The organism is Paenibacillus sp. Soil750, assembly GCF_001428045.1.
Classification (GTDB): domain Bacteria; phylum Bacillota; class Bacilli; order Paenibacillales; family NBRC-103111; genus Paenibacillus_E; species Paenibacillus_E allorhizoplanae.
On sequence record NZ_LMSD01000023.1, the window covers coordinates 541,950 to 562,187 of the forward strand.

Here is a 20,238-nt window from a genome sequence, read left to right on the forward strand (position 1 = left end):
CGGCTATACTTAGACATACAGCCGCCTTAAATAGACATGTTCAACAACTAAGGAGGAGTTAATGTGAAAAGCAAAAAAGTGGTTAAGTCATGGGGGCTCTCACTCACGATGGTTCTAGCTGTTTCGGCTATACTATCGGGCTGTACAACATCAACAGACACGTCGGGGACATCAAGTCCAAGTCCAGGTGGGAGTTCCGGACCTGCAGCGAGCCCGGCTACGCCGACAGGACCTGCTAAAGTGTCGATGTTGAATGTGTATTTATCCAACACGGCTCCGAAAGCAGATGGGCCTGTTGTCAAAGAGACAGAGCGCATCGCGAATGCGAAGCTGGATATTACGTATGTACCGTTCAATGTATACAGCGAGAAATTAAATGTTACGATGACTTCCGGTGAGATGCCTCAAACGATTATGGTAGAAAACCCATTCATTACCTCGGTTCTTAACGGAGTACGGTCCGGCATGTTCTGGGATTTAACACCATACTTGAATGAGTTTCCAAATTTGAAAAAATACGATCAGAACATCTTAAACAATCTCGCTATTGATGGGAAATACTATGTGATTCCGCGTCCACGTCCCCTTGTACGGATAGGTACGATTATCCGCAAGGATTGGCTGGATAATGTGGGTCTTACGGAACCGAAGACGATCGATGAATTTTACAACGTGCTGAAAGCATTTAAAGAGAAGGATCCGGATAAAAATGGTGTTAATGATACGTATGGCCTCATGCTCTATGAAAATAGTATCCCAGCAGATATATTCGCATGGTTTGGTGCACCGAATAACTGGATGGTAGATAAAAGTGGGAATTTCGTCAAAGATGTAGAAACCAAAGAGTATCGTGAAGGTTTGACCTTCCTTCGCAAATTGTATAATGAGAATTTAATTAATAAAAACTTTGCGATCGTCGTGCGGAATGAAGCTAGAAAAGATTTATACAACAATAAAGTGGGTCTCAGTATCGAATCCATTGATGCTGTTGTGCCGTTCTACTATCTCCAAATGGCAGATACGAAAAATAAGTATCCAATGACGGTAAGTCCGCCTATCAACGGTAAATCGTATGCGGCTGCTGGCCATTTCGGCGGTGCTTTGATTCCGAAAACGAGTGTGAAGACAGAAAAAGAACTTCGTGAAGTTCTTCGCTATTTCAATACAGAGAATAGTGATGAAGCAAAAGCAGAATTTGTACGTATTTCCCAAGAGAATGACAAAAAGCCAGCGGCAGAGCAATTTAATGTAGACGACCTCAAAAACTTGATTACAACGGATGCGATTGTGTACCCAACAGGTACGACAGATACCGATGTATTATTAAAAAAACGGATGACAGAGCTTGCTGCCGCAAGCGTTCAGGATCCATCCATGGGTCTGATTTCGCCAACCCAAACAGAGAAGGATGCGCAGTTGAAAACCCTCCTCATTGATGCGCGGGCACAGTATATTATGGGCAAAATCGATGATGCCGGCTTCGATGCGGCTGTCCAACAATGGAAAAAAGTTGGCGGCGATCAAGTAGCCAAAGAACTTTCCGAGCTTTATAAGAAAAAGTAAGCAAGGCATAGAGGGGCGTATCTAAGGATGCAGCCCCTTTACTCCCTTCCATGATATGATGAATGGTGTAAGGAATATGGGGAAGAGCGAGGGGCTTATGATGAGTAGATTCCAGACATCCAGATTTTTCAAAAACTTGGTATTGCTTAGCTGCATTATCGGGATACTGCCTGTTGTGCTTCTTGGCTATCTCTCCTTTAATAAATCCTCAGCCATTCTGGAGGAAGAGATCATCGCCAGCAATCGACTCATCCTGAAGCAGAACAAGGAGAAAGTCGAATATTTACTTAAAACCATTGATACCTTAGCGACGCAAACGATTAGCGGAACTGTCATGACGAATGCGATTTCCATGCAGACGGTATTAGATGTGCCTTTTGACTACGAATACCATGATCTCTTCGAGAAACTGCTCTATGAGCTTGTCCATATTCAAGTGTTTGAATTGGGTATTCAAGATGTCAATTTGATGAGCTACCGTCAGGATTGGATTGTTGAGGGTGGTGCTGTTTATCCGATGAAAGATCGTCCCTTGATCGAGACGCATGATAAACGTTTATATGATTTGCAAAAATTACTGATCTCCTATCGTGATGATTCTCGTCGTTCTTATTGGAAGATGACAGAGGATGAGAAATCCGGTTATGTGTTTAAGCTTATTAAGCATATTCCGCTGAATGCGATTAACCCAGATGGCATTATCTCGATCAATGTTCCCTTGCAAGAGCTCAGTAAGCGTCTCGCTGGTGATGTCAGTAAAGGACGTACCTTGATTATTGATGAGCTAGGGTCTGTCGTAGCCAGTTTGAACAAACATGACATCGGAACGAATGTGAAGGCCGAGAGCTATTATCAGCAAATTCTCACAAACGGTGAGCAGGAAGGTTTTTTCTTCTATAAACAGGATGGCCAGGATTTTGTCATTCATTATAATCATGCGCTATATAACAATTGGATTTATGCATCGATCACCCCTTTGGAGTATGTGATGAGCAAATCGAATGGCATCAAGCTATATACGATTATTTTTGTAGCCATTTTGGTCACGCTTGTAATCACCACATCGTTCTTTTTTTCGCATAAGTTGTATTCACCGATTCATCGGATTTATCGCTCTATTCAGCCGGATCACAAACAGAGGCAGAACAATGAGTTGACTTATATCAGTGAGCATTTGAATCATTTGACGAAATCAAGTACGAAGCTAAAAGAGGAAATGGTATTTCTGCATAGTCAGACGCGTGAATTTTTTGTATTTAAGCTGCTATCTGGCGATATTCGGCTGGAGTCGATGGAAGATCAATTAGAACGCCATGATTTTCCAATACATTGGGATCGTTGGTGTGTGTTGGCCCTACAAATTGATACGTTGGAAGGGACGCGCTATTCCGAAAAGGATATGGATCTCATGCTTTACGCCATTCATAATATGATCGAAGAGATTGTCCCTCAGTCCATGCGGTTCAGCTCGATTGTTCAGAACCAAGGAGTCGTTCTGTTCTTAGGTGGCGGTCTAGAAGATGATACGCCACTCAAAGTGCAGGTTTTTAATAAATCGGAAGAAATACGCAATAGCATTAAGCAATATTTGAATTTGAAAATAAGCATAGGGATTAGCAGGAGGTACTCGAATTTTATGTATGCGCCGCTCGCTCATCAAGAAAGTCTGGATGCATTGGCGTATCGCGTTAGACTGGGGTCTGAGTCCATTCTGTTCATTGACGAGGTGGAGCCTAATAAAGCACAGATGTTCCGTTATCCGAAAGAGCTTGAATTTCAGATTATGGAGGCTATCAAGCAGTCGAATGAAGAGCAGGCGCAGGAAAGATTACAGGCTATTATTGCTGATTTTCTGAAAAACCAGATGAATCACTACGATTATCAGCATTTTATCGGACGTTTATTTAACAATTTAACTGGGCTTGTTCAGGATGCAGGTGAATCGGTACAAGAAGTTTTCCAAAAGGAGATTTTTACCTCGGAAATATTAATTCGCATGCATTCGGCTAAGCAGATTGAGGAGTGGTTCTGGAAACAGATTATTCAACCGCTTCTTGCATGGACTGAGGAGCGTCAGCGTAAGCAGGATGTGAACATTTCTAATCTGATTATTTCAGAGATTGAGCAACATTTTGATCAGGATTTAAGTGTTGAGATGTTTGCCGCGCGGTTTCATTACCATCCTAGTTATATTAGCCGTGTGTTTAAAAAGGATACAGGTGTTAATTTCTCTGAGTATGTGTCGAACCACCGCATAGAAGTTGCTAAACGCTGGTTGCAAGAGACAGATATGAAGATTGCGGATATTGCAGAAAGGCTGCAATACAGCACTCCTTCAAACTTCAATCGAAATTTTAAAAAGGTTGTACAAGTAACACCGAGCCAATATCGTGAACAATTCAAATAGGGAGAGGGATCGCAGATGAGACAAGTTCATTATTTTCCGGCCCTCGTTATCAGCGAGTCGAGGACTCTATTACCTGAGGGTAAACATATTGCTAGAGGGTGGCGTGCGGTACACCTGGGAGAAGGTCAGGAGCAACTTTCCTTGACATGGCAGCTGCAAGGGGATCAGTTAAAGCAATCAGCTGGACAATGCAGTCGTTTGCGGATCACCGTCGCATTAGATTATCGGGATGCCCAGCAGGTTGATGTGATCTTGCTTCAATCCAATGAAAGAATCGGAGCCATAGATATTCGGTACGCTTATGTATTTCAGCCCTTTGAACTTCTGCTAACGGCGGAACAGACTGCAGCCGTGCTGAATGAGGGGGTGCGATTGGAGCTCATAGGTGGTAAGGAGCCGCTTTGGGTATTTGATACTCAGGATGATATGGCGGAACGTGTGCTATTCGTTCCTCACTTGTTGATGGGAGAACCAGATTCACGTATCGATGAAGCTTTGAATACGATGCTTTCCCTATCCTCGTTACAACCCTTTGGCTGGATGGAGGGATGCGTGTTGGATGGGGTGCATAGTTTACAGTCGATTCTGGGGGAAGACCGTGTGAATCCCATCCTGGATTTGCATTTCAGCCAGTTTTTTAACGCTCAAGGAGATTTGCTCTATGAGGATTTACACGGTCAACAGTCCGATGGTACGTTTACAACGATTGAAGCAACTCTGCCGCTGGCTGTCATTGCGAAATACCGTATGGATCATCCTGTGATTCTCAAAGCGCTTGAATTTTTTGAAGCTGCAGGTCGCAGGAACGGTGGCGCTGTCATTGATGAGGACGTGGTCACAGCAGAAGGCTCGTATACGGTGGCGTATCCGCTTGCCGTTATGGCGAGGCAATTCAACCGTCAAGATATGGCAGATCAAGCCATCGCGCAGATCCAGCTACGTCGAGATTGCCTGGCACGCGAGCAGCATGTGTTCCTGCGCTATCATCGGAATTCACAAGAACATACATTTCGCAGCTGGGCGAGGGCCTTTGCTTGGTACTGCTTAGGTTTGGTCAAGACTTGCATCGAGCTGAAAGATTCTCAATTCGCGAATCTGGCAGGAGTGGCTGAGTTAGAGGCGGAAATTATCCGCATTGCTCAGGTGGCCGTGGAGTGGAGGCAGCCTGACGGGTTGTGGTCTTGTTTCCTAGATGATGCCACTACAGGAATTGATACCTCGGGATCGGCAGGGATTTCTGCCGCATTTGCACTGGCGGCTAGTCATCACTTGTTACCGAACGGGTACATGACGCTTGCCCGGCATAATTTCCTGAAGCTATCTTCTTATTTGACACCCGATGGTATTTTGACAGGAGTTGCCCAACATAATGCAGGAGGAATGGAGCTGCAACAGAGCGGATATCGGGTACTCTCACAAATGGGGCTAGGCCATTGGGCACAACTTTATGCGTATTTGAGGTACTAGATAGACCTACATAGATTAAGCTAACGGACAGGTACTCATTTTATGGTAATATAGGAGTAGCTGCCAAGGGAAAAACAAGAGGGAGCTGTTGCGTTAAGTCTAAAGGAGGAATGCATTAATGCAGGATCTAAAGTTATTTGACCCCGAAGCCTTATTTGGACACTTATATAAAAATGCTCCGATTGGGATCGCTTTAATCTCTTTGGATCGCAAATGGATGAATGTTAACCCGGCGGTTTGCAGCATTTTCGGCTATACAGAAGAAGAATTCATGAAATTTTCACTTGAAGATATTCGACATCCAGAGGATTGTAACAAGTCTAAGGGGTTACTAACCGAATTATTGGATGGCGCCATCCCTTCATTTCAATTAGAAAATCGGTATTTTAATAAAAATGGTAAGGTTGTTTGGACCTCCGTATATGTTTCATTAGTTCGTGATGAGATCGACGGGAAGCCTTTGTATTTTATTACCCAATTTATCGATATAACCAAGAACAAGCTAGCGGAACTAAAGCTGCAAGAAAGTATCGAACGGTATACGTCGTTAAAGAAATACAACCACGATGCTATAATTTCTTTTGGTTTGGACGGCATTATAATCAATGGCAATAATATGGTGCAACAGATGACTGGATATCTCATTGAAGAGCTAATTGGTAGTGGAATGTCTAAATTAATTGGCGAAAAAAGTTCAACGCATTTGCTTTTTGCTTTAAACGATCATTTGGAAATTGAAAAAGTTGAAAAAGACATTACTTTCATTCAACACAAGGATGGTTATTCCGTTGAAGTGTTGGTGACGCTAGCTCCAATTATCATCCAGTCTCAGACTATGGGCTTTTACATCATAGCGAAAGACATGACGGAACAGAAGAAGTTGATCATTGAGAAAGAAGCCGCTGAAAAGACGAATAAAGCTAAAAGCGAGTTTTTAGCCATGATGAGTCATGAAATCCGTACGCCTATGAACGGGGTTATCGGTATGACGGATGTACTTTTAGAGACGGAATTGGATGAAGAGCAGATCGAATATGTACAAATTATTAAAAAGAGCGGCGCTACGTTGCTCATGATTATCAACGATATTCTGGACTTCTCCAAAATCGAATCCGGTAAGACCGAATTAATAGAAGAACCTTTGAATGTGAAAGATATTTTATCAGAAACGCTTAATTTAGTCATGTCTAAAGCTCTTGAGAAAAATCTGGAGATCACGACATCGGTCTGTCCTAAGGTTCCTAGCTTGGTTTACGGAGATATTACGAAATTGAGACAAGTATTGATGAACTTACTCAGCAATGCCATCAAATTCACGCCAAACGGAGCGATTTCGATCAGTGTTGATAATGTGTCGCAAGAACTGAATTCGGTGCGTCTTCAATTTGCAATCAAGGATACAGGTATCGGTGTACCGAAGGAACAGGTAGGTCGTTTATTTGAACCCTTTTATCAGGTTGATCATTTTATGACTCGGAGAACAGAGGGGACCGGATTAGGATTAGCTATCTGTAAAAAGCTTGTTGAGCTCATGGACGGTGAAATCTGGCATGAAGCTTCCAAAGATCAACCAGGATCAACATTCCTGTTCACGGCTAACTTGCGTGTCCAATCGAATCATGTAGACTCATCGCAATATAAGATGTGGCCCCAACAAGATGACATTGTCGAAAATTCAACGGAACACTCCTTGAAAATTTTAATTGCAGAAGACAATGAAGTGAATCAAGTTGTCATAAAGAAAATGTTAGAGAAACTTGGGCACAAAACGACCTTAGTACATAATGGAAAAGAAGCCGTAGAAGCTGTTAAGCGTTTTCCTTATGATATCATCTTTATGGATATTCAAATGCCCTGGATGGATGGATTAGAAGCTACGAAATTAATCAATGACATGTTAAACGGTAAGAAACGCCCGTACATTGTGGCAGTGACAGCTCACGCCATTAAAGGCGACAGTGAGAAATATCTATCTGAAGGTATGGATGCATACATCAGCAAGCCGATCAGCATTAACGCGATAGCAGAAATCATTGATCGATATGAAAGATGAAATTCATATTTTAATAACTTATGTTTAATTAACTATAAATGCTGCCCGATTGAAGAGAAAAAGGCTGCTCCGCAAAATAGGCGGGGAGCCTTTTTGCATTCTTATCCGGCATTCTTATCCGGTTGATGAATACCGAAAATGTTTCCTTCCGTATCGATATAATATCCCTGCCATGCCATGCCGGGAAGCGCGTATTTCGGTATAGCGATGGTGCCGCCGAGACGGAGAATTGCCACTTCCGCAGCGTCGTAGTCTCCGACGCCGATGGTGCATGCGAAACCGTTCAATGGCTGGCCGGGATCTGGAGCAGGGCCATGCCGCTGCATAAGCGCACCATTGATGCCCATTTCCTCCGCATCGCCAGTGACGGCGCCAAAATAAGGCATGCCGGCATACTGGCTCCAATCCTCAAATACCCAACCGAAGATCTCTCCGTAAAAAGTTTTGGCACGTTCCATATCAGTAACGTGAATTTCGAAATGAACAATTCTTCCCATGGTTTCCTCCTAGATTTGGACTTCATTATCTGTTCCCTAGTCAGGGTTTCCATTCCTTGTTGAAATATAAGTTTTTATCCGAAAACCAAATTTCACATTTTACTATACTGTGACTTATCTCATGAACTGTGACAAGATGTTAATCGTTTGGAAGGAATCGGTAATTCTTGATAGAATAAATATGAAGTTGATCAGGTAATAAATTGGTACACATAAGGAGATAAAACTATGGCAAAAAACAAATTACTAAGAATGGACAATGTTGGCATCGTTGTAGAATCCCTTGAAGACGCAATCTCTTTCTTCGAGGAGATTGGCTTGAAGCTCGAAGGGCGAGCTACTGTCGAAGGTGAATGGGCTGGTCGCGTAACCGGGCTGGGTACACAGTGTGTAGAAATCGCTATGATGGTTACCCCAGATGGCCACAGCCGAATTGAACTTTCGCGATTTCTCACCCCACCTACTATATCAGATCACCGAACTGCTCCTGTAAATGCCCTCGGTTATCTTCGCGTCATGTTCGCTGTTGAAGACATTGACGAAATGGTATCCAGACTCATCACTAAGCATGGTGCTCAGCTCGTTGGCGAAGTGGTTCAGTACGAGGACTCGTATCGACTCTGCTACATTCGTGGAAATGAAGGGATTCTAATCGGTTTGGCGGAACAACTGAATAATAAATAAGTGACTCTGGGCGACCCTTGGTTCCGGATTCAAGAAGTATAAACTTAGACCTCCAGCCCGTTGCTCCTCATATTCAGCGGAATGAAAACGAACAGGGGAATAGTAGCCGTTTTTTACCATGTCTGCAATGACAAGTACATTTATAGGTTACATTTAAAAAAAGTACAACGACATAAAGATCACAAAAAGAACCTTGATTTAACAGGGTTCTTTTCCATTTGTGGAGATAGTTTTGTCGTATTTTTCATGAGATGAAAATTCCGCAATTTCGTACAAGAGAGGCAGCAGATGATTCGTTCATCGGGCTTCTTGTCTTCCGAATCCCCTTATTTTTTAACCACAGGCACCCAAAATTCGCCATAGAAAGTGCCGTCGCCGTTATCTTTGCGATAAGTCGCATTTGGACCACCAATGTAAGCATAATCTGTGATTTGGGTCAGGACTTCGCCGAAAGCACGGTAAGTCAGCTTATCAAACAAAGTTTCCTTGTCGCCATTCCCTGCGACCACGATGTACTCGCTCTCTGGAAACTCGATGATGCGCGTTGCGTCAGCCACTGATTTGCCAGCTTCTACAGCGAAATAATTCCACGGTTTTCCTTGATAAACCTCATTGACTGACCATTCGCGATCATCTTTTGCCGCGCCTTTGAGCTTATTAAAACGACCGTCTGCCTTGAGTCTGTCCCAAAATTCGGTTTTCTCTTTTTGCAAAGCTGGCATGTCTTGAAAATTCGACTGGATTGAAAAACCATAAGCGGTCAATGTGAATGATTTTTTGTGTTCAAGTGTGTATTCTGCCATGTGCATGCTCCTTTAATCGGTATAACTTCTGGTGGATTTGACAAGGATTAGTTTTTTTCGACTTTATTTACACGAAGCCACATTTCGCCGTAGAATTCACCTGTTTCATTTGCTTTAACGAACGTAGAGTTACCAGGTCCAACGTATTTGTATTCTGTGATTTCTTGGATCAGGCCACCGAAAACTTTGCCTGTGATTTCGTCAGCAAGGCGGTCTTTGTCAGCGCCTGTACCAGGCACGACGAGGTAATCGCCAGCGAGGAAATCGAGGACAACCGCGCCTTCCACGTTGAACTCACCCATTACGCCGAAGCCGCGCCAAGGCTTGCGGTCGAGGTTGTAGTTGATTTGATATTCTTGCCCGTCAGCGAGTGCGAGAAGTTCAGCAAGCTTGCCATTTTCAGTGATTTCAGCTTTTTTCGCTGCTGTTTTTGCTGCATTACCTGCCCAGTCGTTGTAGTCGTCAAATGAAACACCGAAAGCAGTCATTTTGTAGTTTTCTGAGATTGTGTTGATTGAGTAGTTAGACATATTGTTCTCTCCTTTGTGGGATTTAATCTTTACAAGACTGATTCTATTCTTCAAATGTATCAAAAATTGATACTTATTATCGGAAAGCAAAAATGTAAATCCGTCAGTGCTGACATTTTATGCTACATTTTTGATATAATAAAATCATGAAGAAAACAGAACGAGTGAACCTGATTATGCGTTACATTAATAACCGCGCACATTTTACGATTGCCGAGATTCAACAAGAGTTCAAGATTTCCCGCGCGACGGCGATCCGCGACATAAACGAGATTCAGGCGATGGGTTTTCCGCTGACGTCCGAGCTTGGGCGCGGTGGTGGATACTTTGTCATGCAAAATCAATATTTGCCAGCCGCCCGCTTCACGCCAGATGAGCTGAAGGCGATTTTTATCAGCTTTATCGCTTCGAAGAATTCACAGCTGCCTTATCTGCAAAATCGCCGCTCAATCACTGAGAAACTTATCGGCATCGCATCGCAAACCCAGCAAGACGAGCTGATTGAGTTGAATAATATCTTGCTTTTCGAAAATACGAATCCCGCCAATCCGCATCTTTTGGAGCTCGATGACGCGGCGCCTGCAGAGCTAAACCAGCTGATTTCACTTGCTGTGCGGGATAAACATTTACGTGTGACTTATGAGGTGAGTCTTGGCTGGCCACAGTTACTGGACGTTTATTTGCTTCATATATTTAACTCGAACGCTCAGTGGCTGGTCGAGGTTTATAATTTTGATACGGATGAGTTTACTTATCTACCTGTTGAGATGCTGCGGGATTCAGCAATTTCTAAGCAGGAGATGAAGTGGACTGAACAAGAGATTTTAAATAAGAAACTGCTTCGTGCACGTGAATCCAATCTTGTTGTGAAACTTGATACGATTGGGATTCAGCGCTTTAAGCGTATGCACCCGCCTGGGATAATTTTGTCTTTAACTGGGATGTTTCAGTCGAGCGGGATTTTCAATGTTCAGTTGGATGTGAACGATGTTGAGGCGCTGGCGTATTATGCGGATTGGCTATTATTTTTGGGGCAAGGGGTCGAGTTCGAGCGGATTCCTGATGAACTGCGCGTAATTTTGGAAGAGCGTTTAGCCACTTTAAGATTCTCTTGAGTCGTATCTGAGATTTTTCTTTTTGCGATAAACCAGTAGAGAATTTAACGAATTAGCAAAGTAGAGATATTTACCACAAATGGAAGTAAGATGCTGTCGAGTGACAAGAACACCGTTAAAACGAAAGTCGCTTAATACGCGGCTTTTTTTATTGATTGTATAAACTTCTCAATGGGCTATATGGCAAATAGGAATAATTTAAGTGAAAAAGGAGAATTTTTAATGGAGGCAAATTTGTATTCCTTTATATAAGCGGTTTTACACTTCAAGGAAGAAGTAATAAATTATTAAATGAGCTTGTTATATTTAAAGGAATCGATTCAGATAAATGTAATCTAGAAAATCAAGAATTTCTTTATTATGTCCAGGCTCTGTTGGAGGCAGGCTATATTAATTAAAATAAATAGTAGTGCAATCGGACGTCTGCACCGAATAGGAGATAGATGACATGGCTTTCGGAATATCCAGACATGAACTGAATGAATGGAAAAGCAAATGCTCACAGGGGGAAATTGCCTTTTTGACGCATTATTGGGTCGAGCCTCGTTTTCCAGGAGTGAAGACGATCACGAAGGTGGGCTGCTGTGATCTAGAACGATTGAAGGAATGGTGCTTGGCGAATGGTTTGAATCCAGCTTACATACATTTTCGTGAAGAATATCCACATTACGATCTAATAGGGAACAAGCAGATTGAAATCTTAAAGAAAGAACATTTGACCGAGCATTTGCTCAGATTCAAGCTTTGGTAACGAGAAACGAGATTTCAATAAAAATATGAAAGGCAGCCAGTCCAGACGGATTGGTTGCCTTTTCTCAAGCAGACTAATGTTGATTTTTTGCAAACTAAGCCATTTCCTCTCTACTCACCAAGACTTTCTTCTCCCACGCTCTACTTCTCCAGCGTAATAATAACAGAAATCCTCTCACCCCTTCGTCCATGATGAACACGCACCACATCCCTACCAACCCGTACCCCAGATGGACACCTATCCAATAAGTTAGCGGGACGCACAGTCCCAATATGACACTTGAGCCGACAAAGAGAAGAAATCTCGCGTCACCAGTAGCTCGAAGAGCTTCTCCAATGACAATATTCAAACAGCGTACAGGCTCTAGAAGGAAACCGTAGGTCAATAAAAACGCACCTAATGTGATAATTTCGACGTTATCCGTAAACATACCGATCAATTGTTTTCTGAACAAAACGGTCAATGTAACCGCGGCAAGTGATAGAAATAAACTAAGTATCAAACTACGAAACAATTGCTTGTAGGCCTCTTCCTTTTCTCCTGCACCCACCAATCGACCAATGATGATTTGCGTCCCGCGTCCCAAGGAAATGGCCAGTACCATGATGAACGTCATGATATTTTGGGTGTAAATCCGAGTGGAAAGCATCTCAGCGCCTAGTTGAGTGATAAAATAGGTCGTCATCAGTTGACTGATGGAGTAAATGAGCTGGCTCCCGGCAGTGGGAATACCGATGGTTAATATCTTTTTTATTTCTGCGAATCTCGCTTTGTAAAAGTCACGGAAGGATAAGTTCAATCGAACGATTTTGGTTAAAATGATGCTATAAATAACTAGTCCGAGTAATTGGCTGAATACGGCTGATATGGCGACACCTGGTATGCCGAGCTTAGGAAAGCCGAGAGGACCGAAAATAAATAAAATACTGCCGGTCAAATTGACGAGATTGATTCCCAAGCTGACCGTCATTGTGTATCTCGTATAACCATGCACCTGAGTAATGGCCGAAATGGTCAGATTGATGGCTTGAATAAATAAGGAACAACCAACGATCGATAGGAAGATGCGCGCCTGCTCCAGTGTCGCTGGTTGCAAGCCGAAGGGCTGCAGCAGCTGTTTGCTGAAGCAAACGATACATACACTTATGAAGAAGCCGAATATACAATTAAGCGAGATGGCCCCAGCGGCAAACTTCTTGACATCTCTAAGCTTATTTGCTCCCAAATATTGAGAAATGACGATGGCTGAACCGGTTGAAACCACCTGGAGCAGCAAGAATAAAAAGATAATAAGCTGGTTGCTGACGCCTACCGCGGCGACGGCTTCATCCGACACATGACTGACGATGAACGTATCAGAGGTTCGCATAAACACGAGAAGTGACGATTCAATAAATAAAGGCCATGTAATAGCAAATAAATTTAACTTTTTAGGATTCGTCATGGGGATGGTACTCCTTCGATAGTCCTCGATATGGATCTCTTCTTTATTTTGAGGTATAACGAAATCGTTTTCATTGCGAAATTTGTGCAAATGAATGCTTAAATTGATGGGAATTCGTAATTAAATGCCGATTTTATGTTCATAGAATGTGAGGCAAGCGATGGTGATACATTTTGTTGCAAATAGAGATATGTTAATCAAACAAATAATTGTTAAACATTCATGTTAATCATCATAAAAAATGTATATTGCGGCTTCGGTTAAATCGAATTAAGGTTGTGTAGGTAACGGGAGACATTCTAATTAAACGTGCAATCAAGGAGGTAAATGATGAGAAGAAAGCGTTTACGTAAAACAGGAATATGGGCGATGGTACTGCTAATGTGCTTTATGCTGGTTCCTAATTATTCCAAGGCAGCTGAACTAGATGAGTTCGATGTCCTGAGACAGAGACTATTTGATATGATCACAGGCGGACCCGCATTTGATCCTGACGATGCAGATATTCGTCCCAAAATTGATATCATCACAACAACCGCTCAAAATGCTTGGAGCACGATGACTAAACAAACAGACAGGACTTATTTATGGAGTGATTTAAGTTCTTCTAAAGATACTGTTGATGATCCGAGTACTGCTGAAATTGAAAAGCCTATTTCCGCACACGTATCCGGCAGCTTCCAACGACTTGAAAGCATGGCTATCGCCTACAGTACGAAGGGGTCCAGTCTTCAAGGGAACTCGGAGCTATTGGCAGATATTCAAAGTGGACTTGAATGGATGTACTTCAACCGATATAACGAAAGTTTTCCGACGCGAACACAGCGGTACGATAACTGGTTCGACTGGGAAATCGCATCGCCAACAAGCTTAGATAACATAGGCGTTCTGCTCAATGATGCGCTTTCGCCTGAAGTGCTTGCTATCATTCTGAAGCAAGTGAAGTTTATGCTGCCTGATTTGAACAATCCGGCTTCTACCGGTGCTAATCAAATCTCATTCTGTAATATTACGATGATACATGGCGTGCTTAGTAAAAATTCCGCGGTTCTCTTCAATGCCAGAAATGGCGTTAGCAGAGTGCTGGCGGATGTAAAGACTGACGATGGCTTCTACTCGGACGGTTCCTTTATCCAGCATCACACGTATGCGTATAATGGCGGTTACGGAATAAGCATGCTCGATAATTTATCGAAAATGATTTATGTACTTAGCCAATCCACATGGGAGATCATTGACCCGAATTTAACTGTATTTTATAAACATGTGTCTGACGGCTTCGAGACCTTTGTTTATGACGGCGAGATGATGGACATGGTCAGAGGCAGATATATATCCAGAGGGAACGGGCACGCTGGACATAACGTCATCGGATCCCTGGTAAGATTAGCTATCCTTGCTCCTGCTGAAGAAGCGGCAGCGTATAAAAGTATGGTGAAGTATTGGGTTGAGCAAGACACGTATGATGACATTTATCCGACGTTGTCTTCAATTTCCCTCATTGTTGAACTCAAGAAGCTGATGCAGGACAACTCGGTTAATCCGAGAGGCGAGCTCATTACGCATAAACAGTACCCGAGCATGGATCGTACGGTGCATCTGGGTAACGGCTATGGATTTGGCATCAGCATGTTTTCGAACCGTATTGCGAACTATGAATCGATTAATGGTGAAAATTTGAAGGGTTGGCACACCGGTGATGGCATGACCTATCTATACAACGCAGATGCTAGTCAATTCGATGATGATTTCTGGCCGACAGTGAACAGCTACCGACTTCCGGGAACAACGGTAAATCATGACTCGGAGAATACATCAGGTCAGTTAAGTCCTCATAACTGGGTAGGTGGAACTGAAATCTCCGGACTGTACGGTGTATCCGGCATGCAGTTCAGAAGCCCAGGGGCTACACTTGAAGCCAATAAGTCTTGGTTTATGTTCGATGATGAAATCGTTGCGCTCGGTGCAGGTATTTCATCCAACGACAATAAGGATGTTGAGACGATCATTGAGAATCGCAAGTTAAATGATAACGGAGACAATGTCCTCACAATTAACGGCCAACAACATCCAGAGAATCTTGGCGTTAGTGAAACGTTGCCAAATGTGAGTTGGGCTCACTTGCAAGGTAAAGTGCCGGGTTCAGACGTTGGTTACTACTTCCCGGTTGCAGGATCTGTTAACGTATTGCGTGAGAGCCGTACGGATCAATGGCTCAGTACGAATGTAGGAGGAACTCAAACCAATTCCACCCGTTCTTATATGAATTTATGGTTTGATCATGGCACGAATCCGCAGGATGAGAACTATTCCTATGTGCTCTTGCCGGGTAAATCCAGCGAGGACGTAGGGAATTATTCTACGCATCCCGATATCGAGGTCATTGAGAACTCCCCGCAAGCGCAAGCTGTCAAAGAAACGAAATTAGGAATTACAGGGATTAATTTCTGGAATGATGGATTGAAGACTGTGGATCAGGTTACGAGTAACAAAAAAGCTTCGGTCATGCTAAAGAAGACGGAAGAGGATATGGAAATATCCGTCTCCGATCCTACGATGGCTAATACAGGGACAATTGATCTTGTTTTAGATACGGATTTCGGCGATATCGTTACGATTGATCCAGGCGTTTCCTTGAACCATGCAGATGGTAAAGCCAAAATTTCCGTTAATGTCAAAGAGGCAAAAGGAAAGACGTTTCAAGTTAAATTCCGCTTGCCCGGGAAAAAGCAGGCACTTGCTGCGCCAACTGGACTTACAGCCGCCAAATCAGGTGCCAATGGTGTTCAATTAACTTGGCATGCCGTAGACAGAGCGGATGCTCCACTAGTGGCTCCTACTAACCTAACGATCAGCGGGAACACTGTGAATAGCCTGACTGTTAATTGGGATGCGGTAGAAGGTGCAGCGGACTACAGGCTTTACCGGTCTAATTCGGAAGATGGAGATTACTACTCTATTCTTGATCTTCAACCTGGAGACACGACCTATACAGACACAAATCTGGGTAGCGGCATGCAGTACTTCTATAAAGTTATAGCTGTAAACAATAAAGGGATATCTGCTTATTCAGAGATCACTTCAGCTTGGACAGTGCCTGTACCGCCAACTGGACTGAGAGTCTTAAATAATATGGGTACTACGCTAACATTAACTTGGAATGAAGTACCGGGCACTACGGAATATAAGCTCTATCGGTCAGCTTCATTAACAGGTGATTTCGAGTTGGTGACAGGTGCAGGTACGAGCATCACATCAACTAGTTATACGGATTCCGGTTTGGAAGAAGGGACGAATTACTATTACAAGATTGTTTCATTAAATCCAGGCGGTGAATCTGCTTCTTCTGCTCCGCTTTCAACCATCTTTAACGTACCGGCGTCTGCCATTGATGATAATTTCGATGACTTCAATCGAGGTGAACTGAACGGCCAACGAAACTGGGTGACAACCCTTCCAACGGGAACAGAGGCAACGGTGGAGGAAGAGACACCGACGCACGCCTATGTTTATATAAAGAAAAATAGCAATTATCAAGGGGATCCCTCCGTAAGCCACGCGTTGAGTATACCTGCCGGCGCCATTGTGACGGCGGAAGTTACGGTGAAAGCGGATGACATTCAGTACAAGACCGTGCTTGATCTTCGAGATAGCGCTACAAACAAACGCGCCGTCAACATCATTATGCAGAGCAACAAGATATGGGGGTACAGCGGTTCTTCCAAAGTTGATCTTTTGAATCCGATGGATTTAAGCAAGTCTTATAAGTTGAAAGCGGTTGTTAATGTGGCAACCAAGAAATTCGATATGTATGTCGATGATCAACTTGTAGGCAACCAGTGGAACTTCCGAGAAAGTCCGGTTAACAATCTCAATACCATCATATTTGCATTAGGCGGTACGGCCAGCTCTATGAAGTTGGATCAAGTCAAGATCTCTTATGTACCGCTTGCTCCGACGAATCTAACAGCAAGCGAACAATCTGGGTCAGGTTTAAAAGTATCCTGGACGCCGGTTGCAGGAGCTACAGGTTACCGAATTTATCGTTCTCAAGCACCAGACAGGGGCTTTAAATTAGCGGTAGAGGTGCCCTCAGGCAATTCCTATACGGACAGTGGTTTACTTGCCAAAACAACTTATTATTACAAAATGGTAGCCTTAAGCGGCGGTGCGATTTCGGCAGAGTCAAGCCTGCTAACATCAGCCACAACAAATGCATCGGGTCTGACGTTACCACTAGCACCGGAAGCTCTGTTTGCCAGCGATAACACGGGCACTTCAATCAAGTTAAGCTGGAAGGCAAGCAAGGATGCTGCCAGCTATTCCGTTTACAGATCCACGGTAAGTGGCGATCAGTTTGAACTTGTTGGTACGACGAACAGTCCATCCTTTCTGGATACGGGACTTGATGGGATCACAAGCTATACGTACAAGGTCGTTGCCGTTAACGAAGAGGGAGAATCACCGGATTCAAACCCCGTTTCATCTTCGTTCAATGTTGTGCAAACACTGATCAACGACAATTTTGATAGCGATGCGCTCGGTGCGGATCCAGCAGGTTGGACGATTGTGGAAGATACAGGAAGGCCAGTGACAGTTGTAAATGCCACTTATGCTGCAGCACCTGGTCACGCAGTTCGACTTACTGGCGGCAATGCTCAAGAGACAAGTGCGATAAGAACCTTTGGCGATGCCCAAGGGGTTCAAGGGATCGTAACGGTAGAAACAGATGTCCTGCCTACAAATTCTAATTGGAAAAACATACCTGTTATTACTGCACCTGGCGGCGCTGCAGCTGTACACACCTATTTTAGTGCCAGCCAAATTTTTGCCTATAAGTCCTCTAGCAGCAGCTCTAAGACATCGGTCTTCTCTCCGGTTGTCTTCGATGGAACATGGTATAAAACCAAAATTGTTCTGAATACCAACACGAATAAATTCGACTTATTTGTCAATGATTCATCAACAGCATCCGCGAGTCAGTTTGGCTTTAGAACAGCCACATCCTCCGTTTACGGCGTGAAGGTAGCAACTGATAATGTGAGCAGCGTGGATTTTGACAATGTCAAAGCGTATTTCAAGCCTTTTGCACCAACGTCTCTGACAGCAAGTGCAAATACGGCTTCAAGTATTAAATTGACTTGGGGGGCTTCCGCTGGAGCTGCTGGCTACAAGCTGTACCGGTCCCTTAGTCCAGACAAAGGCTACAAGCAGGTGTATGCGGGTACAGATCTGACTTTTACCGATAATGGGCTTACTAGCGGAACAACGTACTACTATAAAGTTGCTGCGGTAAAAGGTACGGCAGCTTCCGATGCCTCCAATCAAGTGACTGCATCTACAACTGGCACGCCTGTAGCAGTGATGGAATCGAAAAGCCTGAAGAATGAAGTGCACATTCTGTCAGCATTGACAGACGAAGATCCCGGACAAGTGGGTTACATCGTTTATCGGGATGGTCTGGAAGTAGGCAGAACCTTTACTACCGCATTTACAGATAATGGGCTTGAAGCTGGTACAACCTATCACTATACGATTGTGGCCTATGATAACTGGGGACACCTATCAACAGCGAGTGAGACAGTGGCGTATACGGTGCCAACGAATCCTGTGACTATTCCAGACGATGAGGACGACGATTCGGGGAATTCACAAAATCCTGGTACAATAACGGGACCAAGGCCAAGTGATTCAATCATTCAAAAGCCGATCCTTGACACGAAGACCGGTGAGGCCAAGATAACCATGGAGCCGAAAGTTATTCTTAATGTGTTGGAACAGATGAAGGCAGATACGACGGGTACGAAACGTATATCGATCGATGTTCCGAAGGTGGAAGGTGCAACGGCTTACACGATACTTCTTCCATCAGCGGTACTAACGGATGATAAAACGACTCAGAAACTTGAGTTTAAAACGGACGCGGCCAATGTTGTAGTTCCTACCAATATGTTTGCTCATGTCAATACGGACGGTGTGAAGGAAATCGGATTGACGATAGGCGTTGTAGACCCTGTTACACTGCCTGATGCCGTGAAGGCGCAGACGGGAAACAGACCTGTTATTGAGCTGCATGCTACGGCGGATGGGAAACGAATAGCGTTCAATAATCCAGATGCAGTTGTTGAGGTAACCATCCCTTACACACCTACTGCGGAAGAACTAAGACATCCTGAGCACCTTGTGATCTGGTACATTGACGGTTCTGGTAAAGCGTTGGCTGTTCCAAATAGTCGATACAACGCAGAAACTGGAACGATTAGCTTTACTACAACACATTTTAGCTTATATGCCGTAGCATATGTGATCAAAAATTATGATGACCTAGCCCAATATGGATGGGCTAAAGATGCCATTGAAGTATTGGCAGCCAAAGGGATCATTAATGGAACAAGCGAGAAAACATTTGAGCCTGCTGCAAACATATCTCGGGCAGACTTCTTGTTACTCTTGGTTAAGTCGTTAGGTTTGACGGCAAATATCGATGGTAATTTTGGGGATGTCAGCAAGGCTTCATACTATTATGATGCTGTGGCTATTGCGAAAAACCTCGGCATTACCCAGGGTAGTGGAGGTAACCAATTTAACCCGAATACTGCGATTTCCAGGCAGGATATGATGGTTATTGCGGCTAGAGCAATGCGAGCAGCGAAGAAGCTTAATACCGTCGGCACAAGCGCTGATCTTAATGCGTTTACAGATAAGTCCGATGTATCTGCATATGCCGTTGAAGATCTAGCAGCAATGAGCAAGGAAGGTATTATTCAAGGCAACGGAAGTTTGTTAAATCCAAATGGTCATGCAACAAGAGCCGAAGCAGCTGTAATCATCTATAGAATCTATAATAAATGAGTTTGGTGATTCGAACTTAGTCTAGAAATATGTTTAACCATGGTCCATACTCCGGTATGGACTTTTTGTTTA

The 20,238-nt window shown here is 43.6% G+C and carries 12 protein-coding genes; 8 read left to right on the forward strand and 4 right to left on the reverse strand.

What is annotated here, in order from left to right:
* Positions 1-63 precede the first annotated feature (63 nt).
* The 4 genes from ASL11_RS22260 (at position 64) to ASL11_RS22275 (ending at position 7,490) form a co-directional block, all read left to right on the forward strand.
* Positions 64-1,563, forward strand: a complete 1,500-nt coding sequence (locus ASL11_RS22260) for an extracellular solute-binding protein (RefSeq protein WP_056619856.1) — start codon at positions 64-66, stop codon at positions 1,561-1,563.
* A 97-nt stretch (positions 1,564-1,660) separates the two neighbouring features.
* Positions 1,661-3,970: a helix-turn-helix domain-containing protein gene (locus ASL11_RS22265; RefSeq protein WP_162261665.1), complete on the forward strand. Its 2,310-nt coding sequence runs from the start codon at positions 1,661-1,663 to the stop codon at positions 3,968-3,970.
* 15 nt (positions 3,971-3,985) lie between these two features.
* Positions 3,986-5,437, forward strand: coding sequence for a glycoside hydrolase family 88 protein (locus tag ASL11_RS22270; RefSeq protein WP_056619862.1), 1,452 nt, complete (start codon positions 3,986-3,988; stop codon positions 5,435-5,437).
* Positions 5,438-5,555: 118 nt separating this feature from the next.
* Entirely contained in the window at positions 5,556-7,490 is a 1,935-nt protein-coding gene (locus tag ASL11_RS22275) for a PAS domain S-box protein (protein WP_056619865.1), read from the forward strand.
* A 101-nt stretch (positions 7,491-7,591) separates the two neighbouring features.
* On the opposite strand, the gene ASL11_RS22280 is transcribed toward ASL11_RS22275, so the two are convergent.
* Positions 7,592-7,987: a VOC family protein gene (locus ASL11_RS22280; RefSeq protein ID WP_056619868.1), complete on the reverse strand. Its 396-nt coding sequence runs from the start codon at positions 7,985-7,987 to the stop codon at positions 7,592-7,594.
* Between the two features lie 228 nt (positions 7,988-8,215).
* On the opposite strand from ASL11_RS22280, the gene ASL11_RS22285 reads away from it, so the two are divergent.
* A complete protein-coding gene (locus ASL11_RS22285; protein ID WP_056619872.1) occupies positions 8,216-8,671 on the forward strand; it encodes a VOC family protein in 456 nt (151 codons plus the stop codon).
* Between the two features lie 326 nt (positions 8,672-8,997).
* Here ASL11_RS22285 and ASL11_RS22290 read toward each other — a convergent pair whose 3' ends face one another.
* Entirely contained in the window at positions 8,998-9,474 is a 477-nt protein-coding gene (locus ASL11_RS22290; RefSeq protein ID WP_056619875.1) for a GyrI-like domain-containing protein, read from the reverse strand.
* 47 nt (positions 9,475-9,521) lie between these two features.
* Entirely contained in the window at positions 9,522-10,004 is a 483-nt protein-coding gene (locus ASL11_RS22295) for a hypothetical protein (protein ID WP_056619877.1), read from the reverse strand.
* Between the two features lie 146 nt (positions 10,005-10,150).
* Between ASL11_RS22295 and ASL11_RS22300 the strand changes: the two genes are divergently transcribed.
* Together ASL11_RS22300 and ASL11_RS22305 are read left to right on the forward strand one after the other, a co-directional pair.
* A complete protein-coding gene (locus ASL11_RS22300) occupies positions 10,151-11,119 on the forward strand; it encodes a helix-turn-helix transcriptional regulator (protein WP_063795655.1) in 969 nt (322 codons plus the stop codon).
* A 448-nt stretch (positions 11,120-11,567) separates the two neighbouring features.
* Positions 11,568-11,870: a hypothetical protein gene (locus tag ASL11_RS22305; protein WP_056619881.1), complete on the forward strand. Its 303-nt coding sequence runs from the start codon at positions 11,568-11,570 to the stop codon at positions 11,868-11,870.
* A 94-nt stretch (positions 11,871-11,964) separates the two neighbouring features.
* On the opposite strand, the gene ASL11_RS22310 is transcribed toward ASL11_RS22305, so the two are convergent.
* Positions 11,965-13,314, reverse strand: coding sequence for an MATE family efflux transporter (locus ASL11_RS22310; RefSeq protein ID WP_056619884.1), 1,350 nt, complete (start codon positions 13,312-13,314; stop codon positions 11,965-11,967).
* Positions 13,315-13,644: 330 nt separating this feature from the next.
* On the opposite strand from ASL11_RS22310, the gene ASL11_RS22315 reads away from it, so the two are divergent.
* On the forward strand, positions 13,645-20,166 hold the full coding sequence (locus ASL11_RS22315; RefSeq protein WP_056619889.1) for a polysaccharide lyase family 8 super-sandwich domain-containing protein: 6,522 nt from the start codon (positions 13,645-13,647) through the stop codon (positions 20,164-20,166).
* Positions 20,167-20,238 lie beyond the last annotated feature (72 nt).

Excerpts from the sequence above, each read along its gene's own strand:
- ASL11_RS22265 (WP_162261665.1), top strand. The coding sequence starts at position 1,661 with ATGATGAGTAGATTCCAGACATCCAGATTTTTCAAAAACTTGGTATTG.
- ASL11_RS22270 (WP_056619862.1), top strand. The coding sequence starts at position 3,986 with ATGAGACAAGTTCATTATTTTCCGGCCCTCGTTATCAGCGAGTCGAGG.
- ASL11_RS22275 (WP_056619865.1), top strand. The coding sequence starts at position 5,556 with ATGCAGGATCTAAAGTTATTTGACCCCGAAGCCTTATTTGGACACTTA.
- ASL11_RS22280 (WP_056619868.1), bottom strand. The coding sequence starts at position 7,987 with ATGGGAAGAATTGTTCATTTCGAAATTCACGTTACTGATATGGAACGT.
- ASL11_RS22285 (WP_056619872.1), top strand. The coding sequence starts at position 8,216 with ATGGCAAAAAACAAATTACTAAGAATGGACAATGTTGGCATCGTTGTA.
- ASL11_RS22290 (WP_056619875.1), bottom strand. The coding sequence starts at position 9,474 with ATGGCAGAATACACACTTGAACACAAAAAATCATTCACATTGACCGCT.
- ASL11_RS22295 (WP_056619877.1), bottom strand. The coding sequence starts at position 10,004 with ATGTCTAACTACTCAATCAACACAATCTCAGAAAACTACAAAATGACT.
- ASL11_RS22300 (WP_063795655.1), top strand. The coding sequence starts at position 10,151 with ATGAAGAAAACAGAACGAGTGAACCTGATTATGCGTTACATTAATAAC.
- ASL11_RS22305 (WP_056619881.1), top strand. The coding sequence starts at position 11,568 with ATGGCTTTCGGAATATCCAGACATGAACTGAATGAATGGAAAAGCAAA.
- ASL11_RS22310 (WP_056619884.1), bottom strand. The coding sequence starts at position 13,314 with ATGACGAATCCTAAAAAGTTAAATTTATTTGCTATTACATGGCCTTTA.
- ASL11_RS22315 (WP_056619889.1), top strand. The coding sequence starts at position 13,645 with ATGAGAAGAAAGCGTTTACGTAAAACAGGAATATGGGCGATGGTACTG.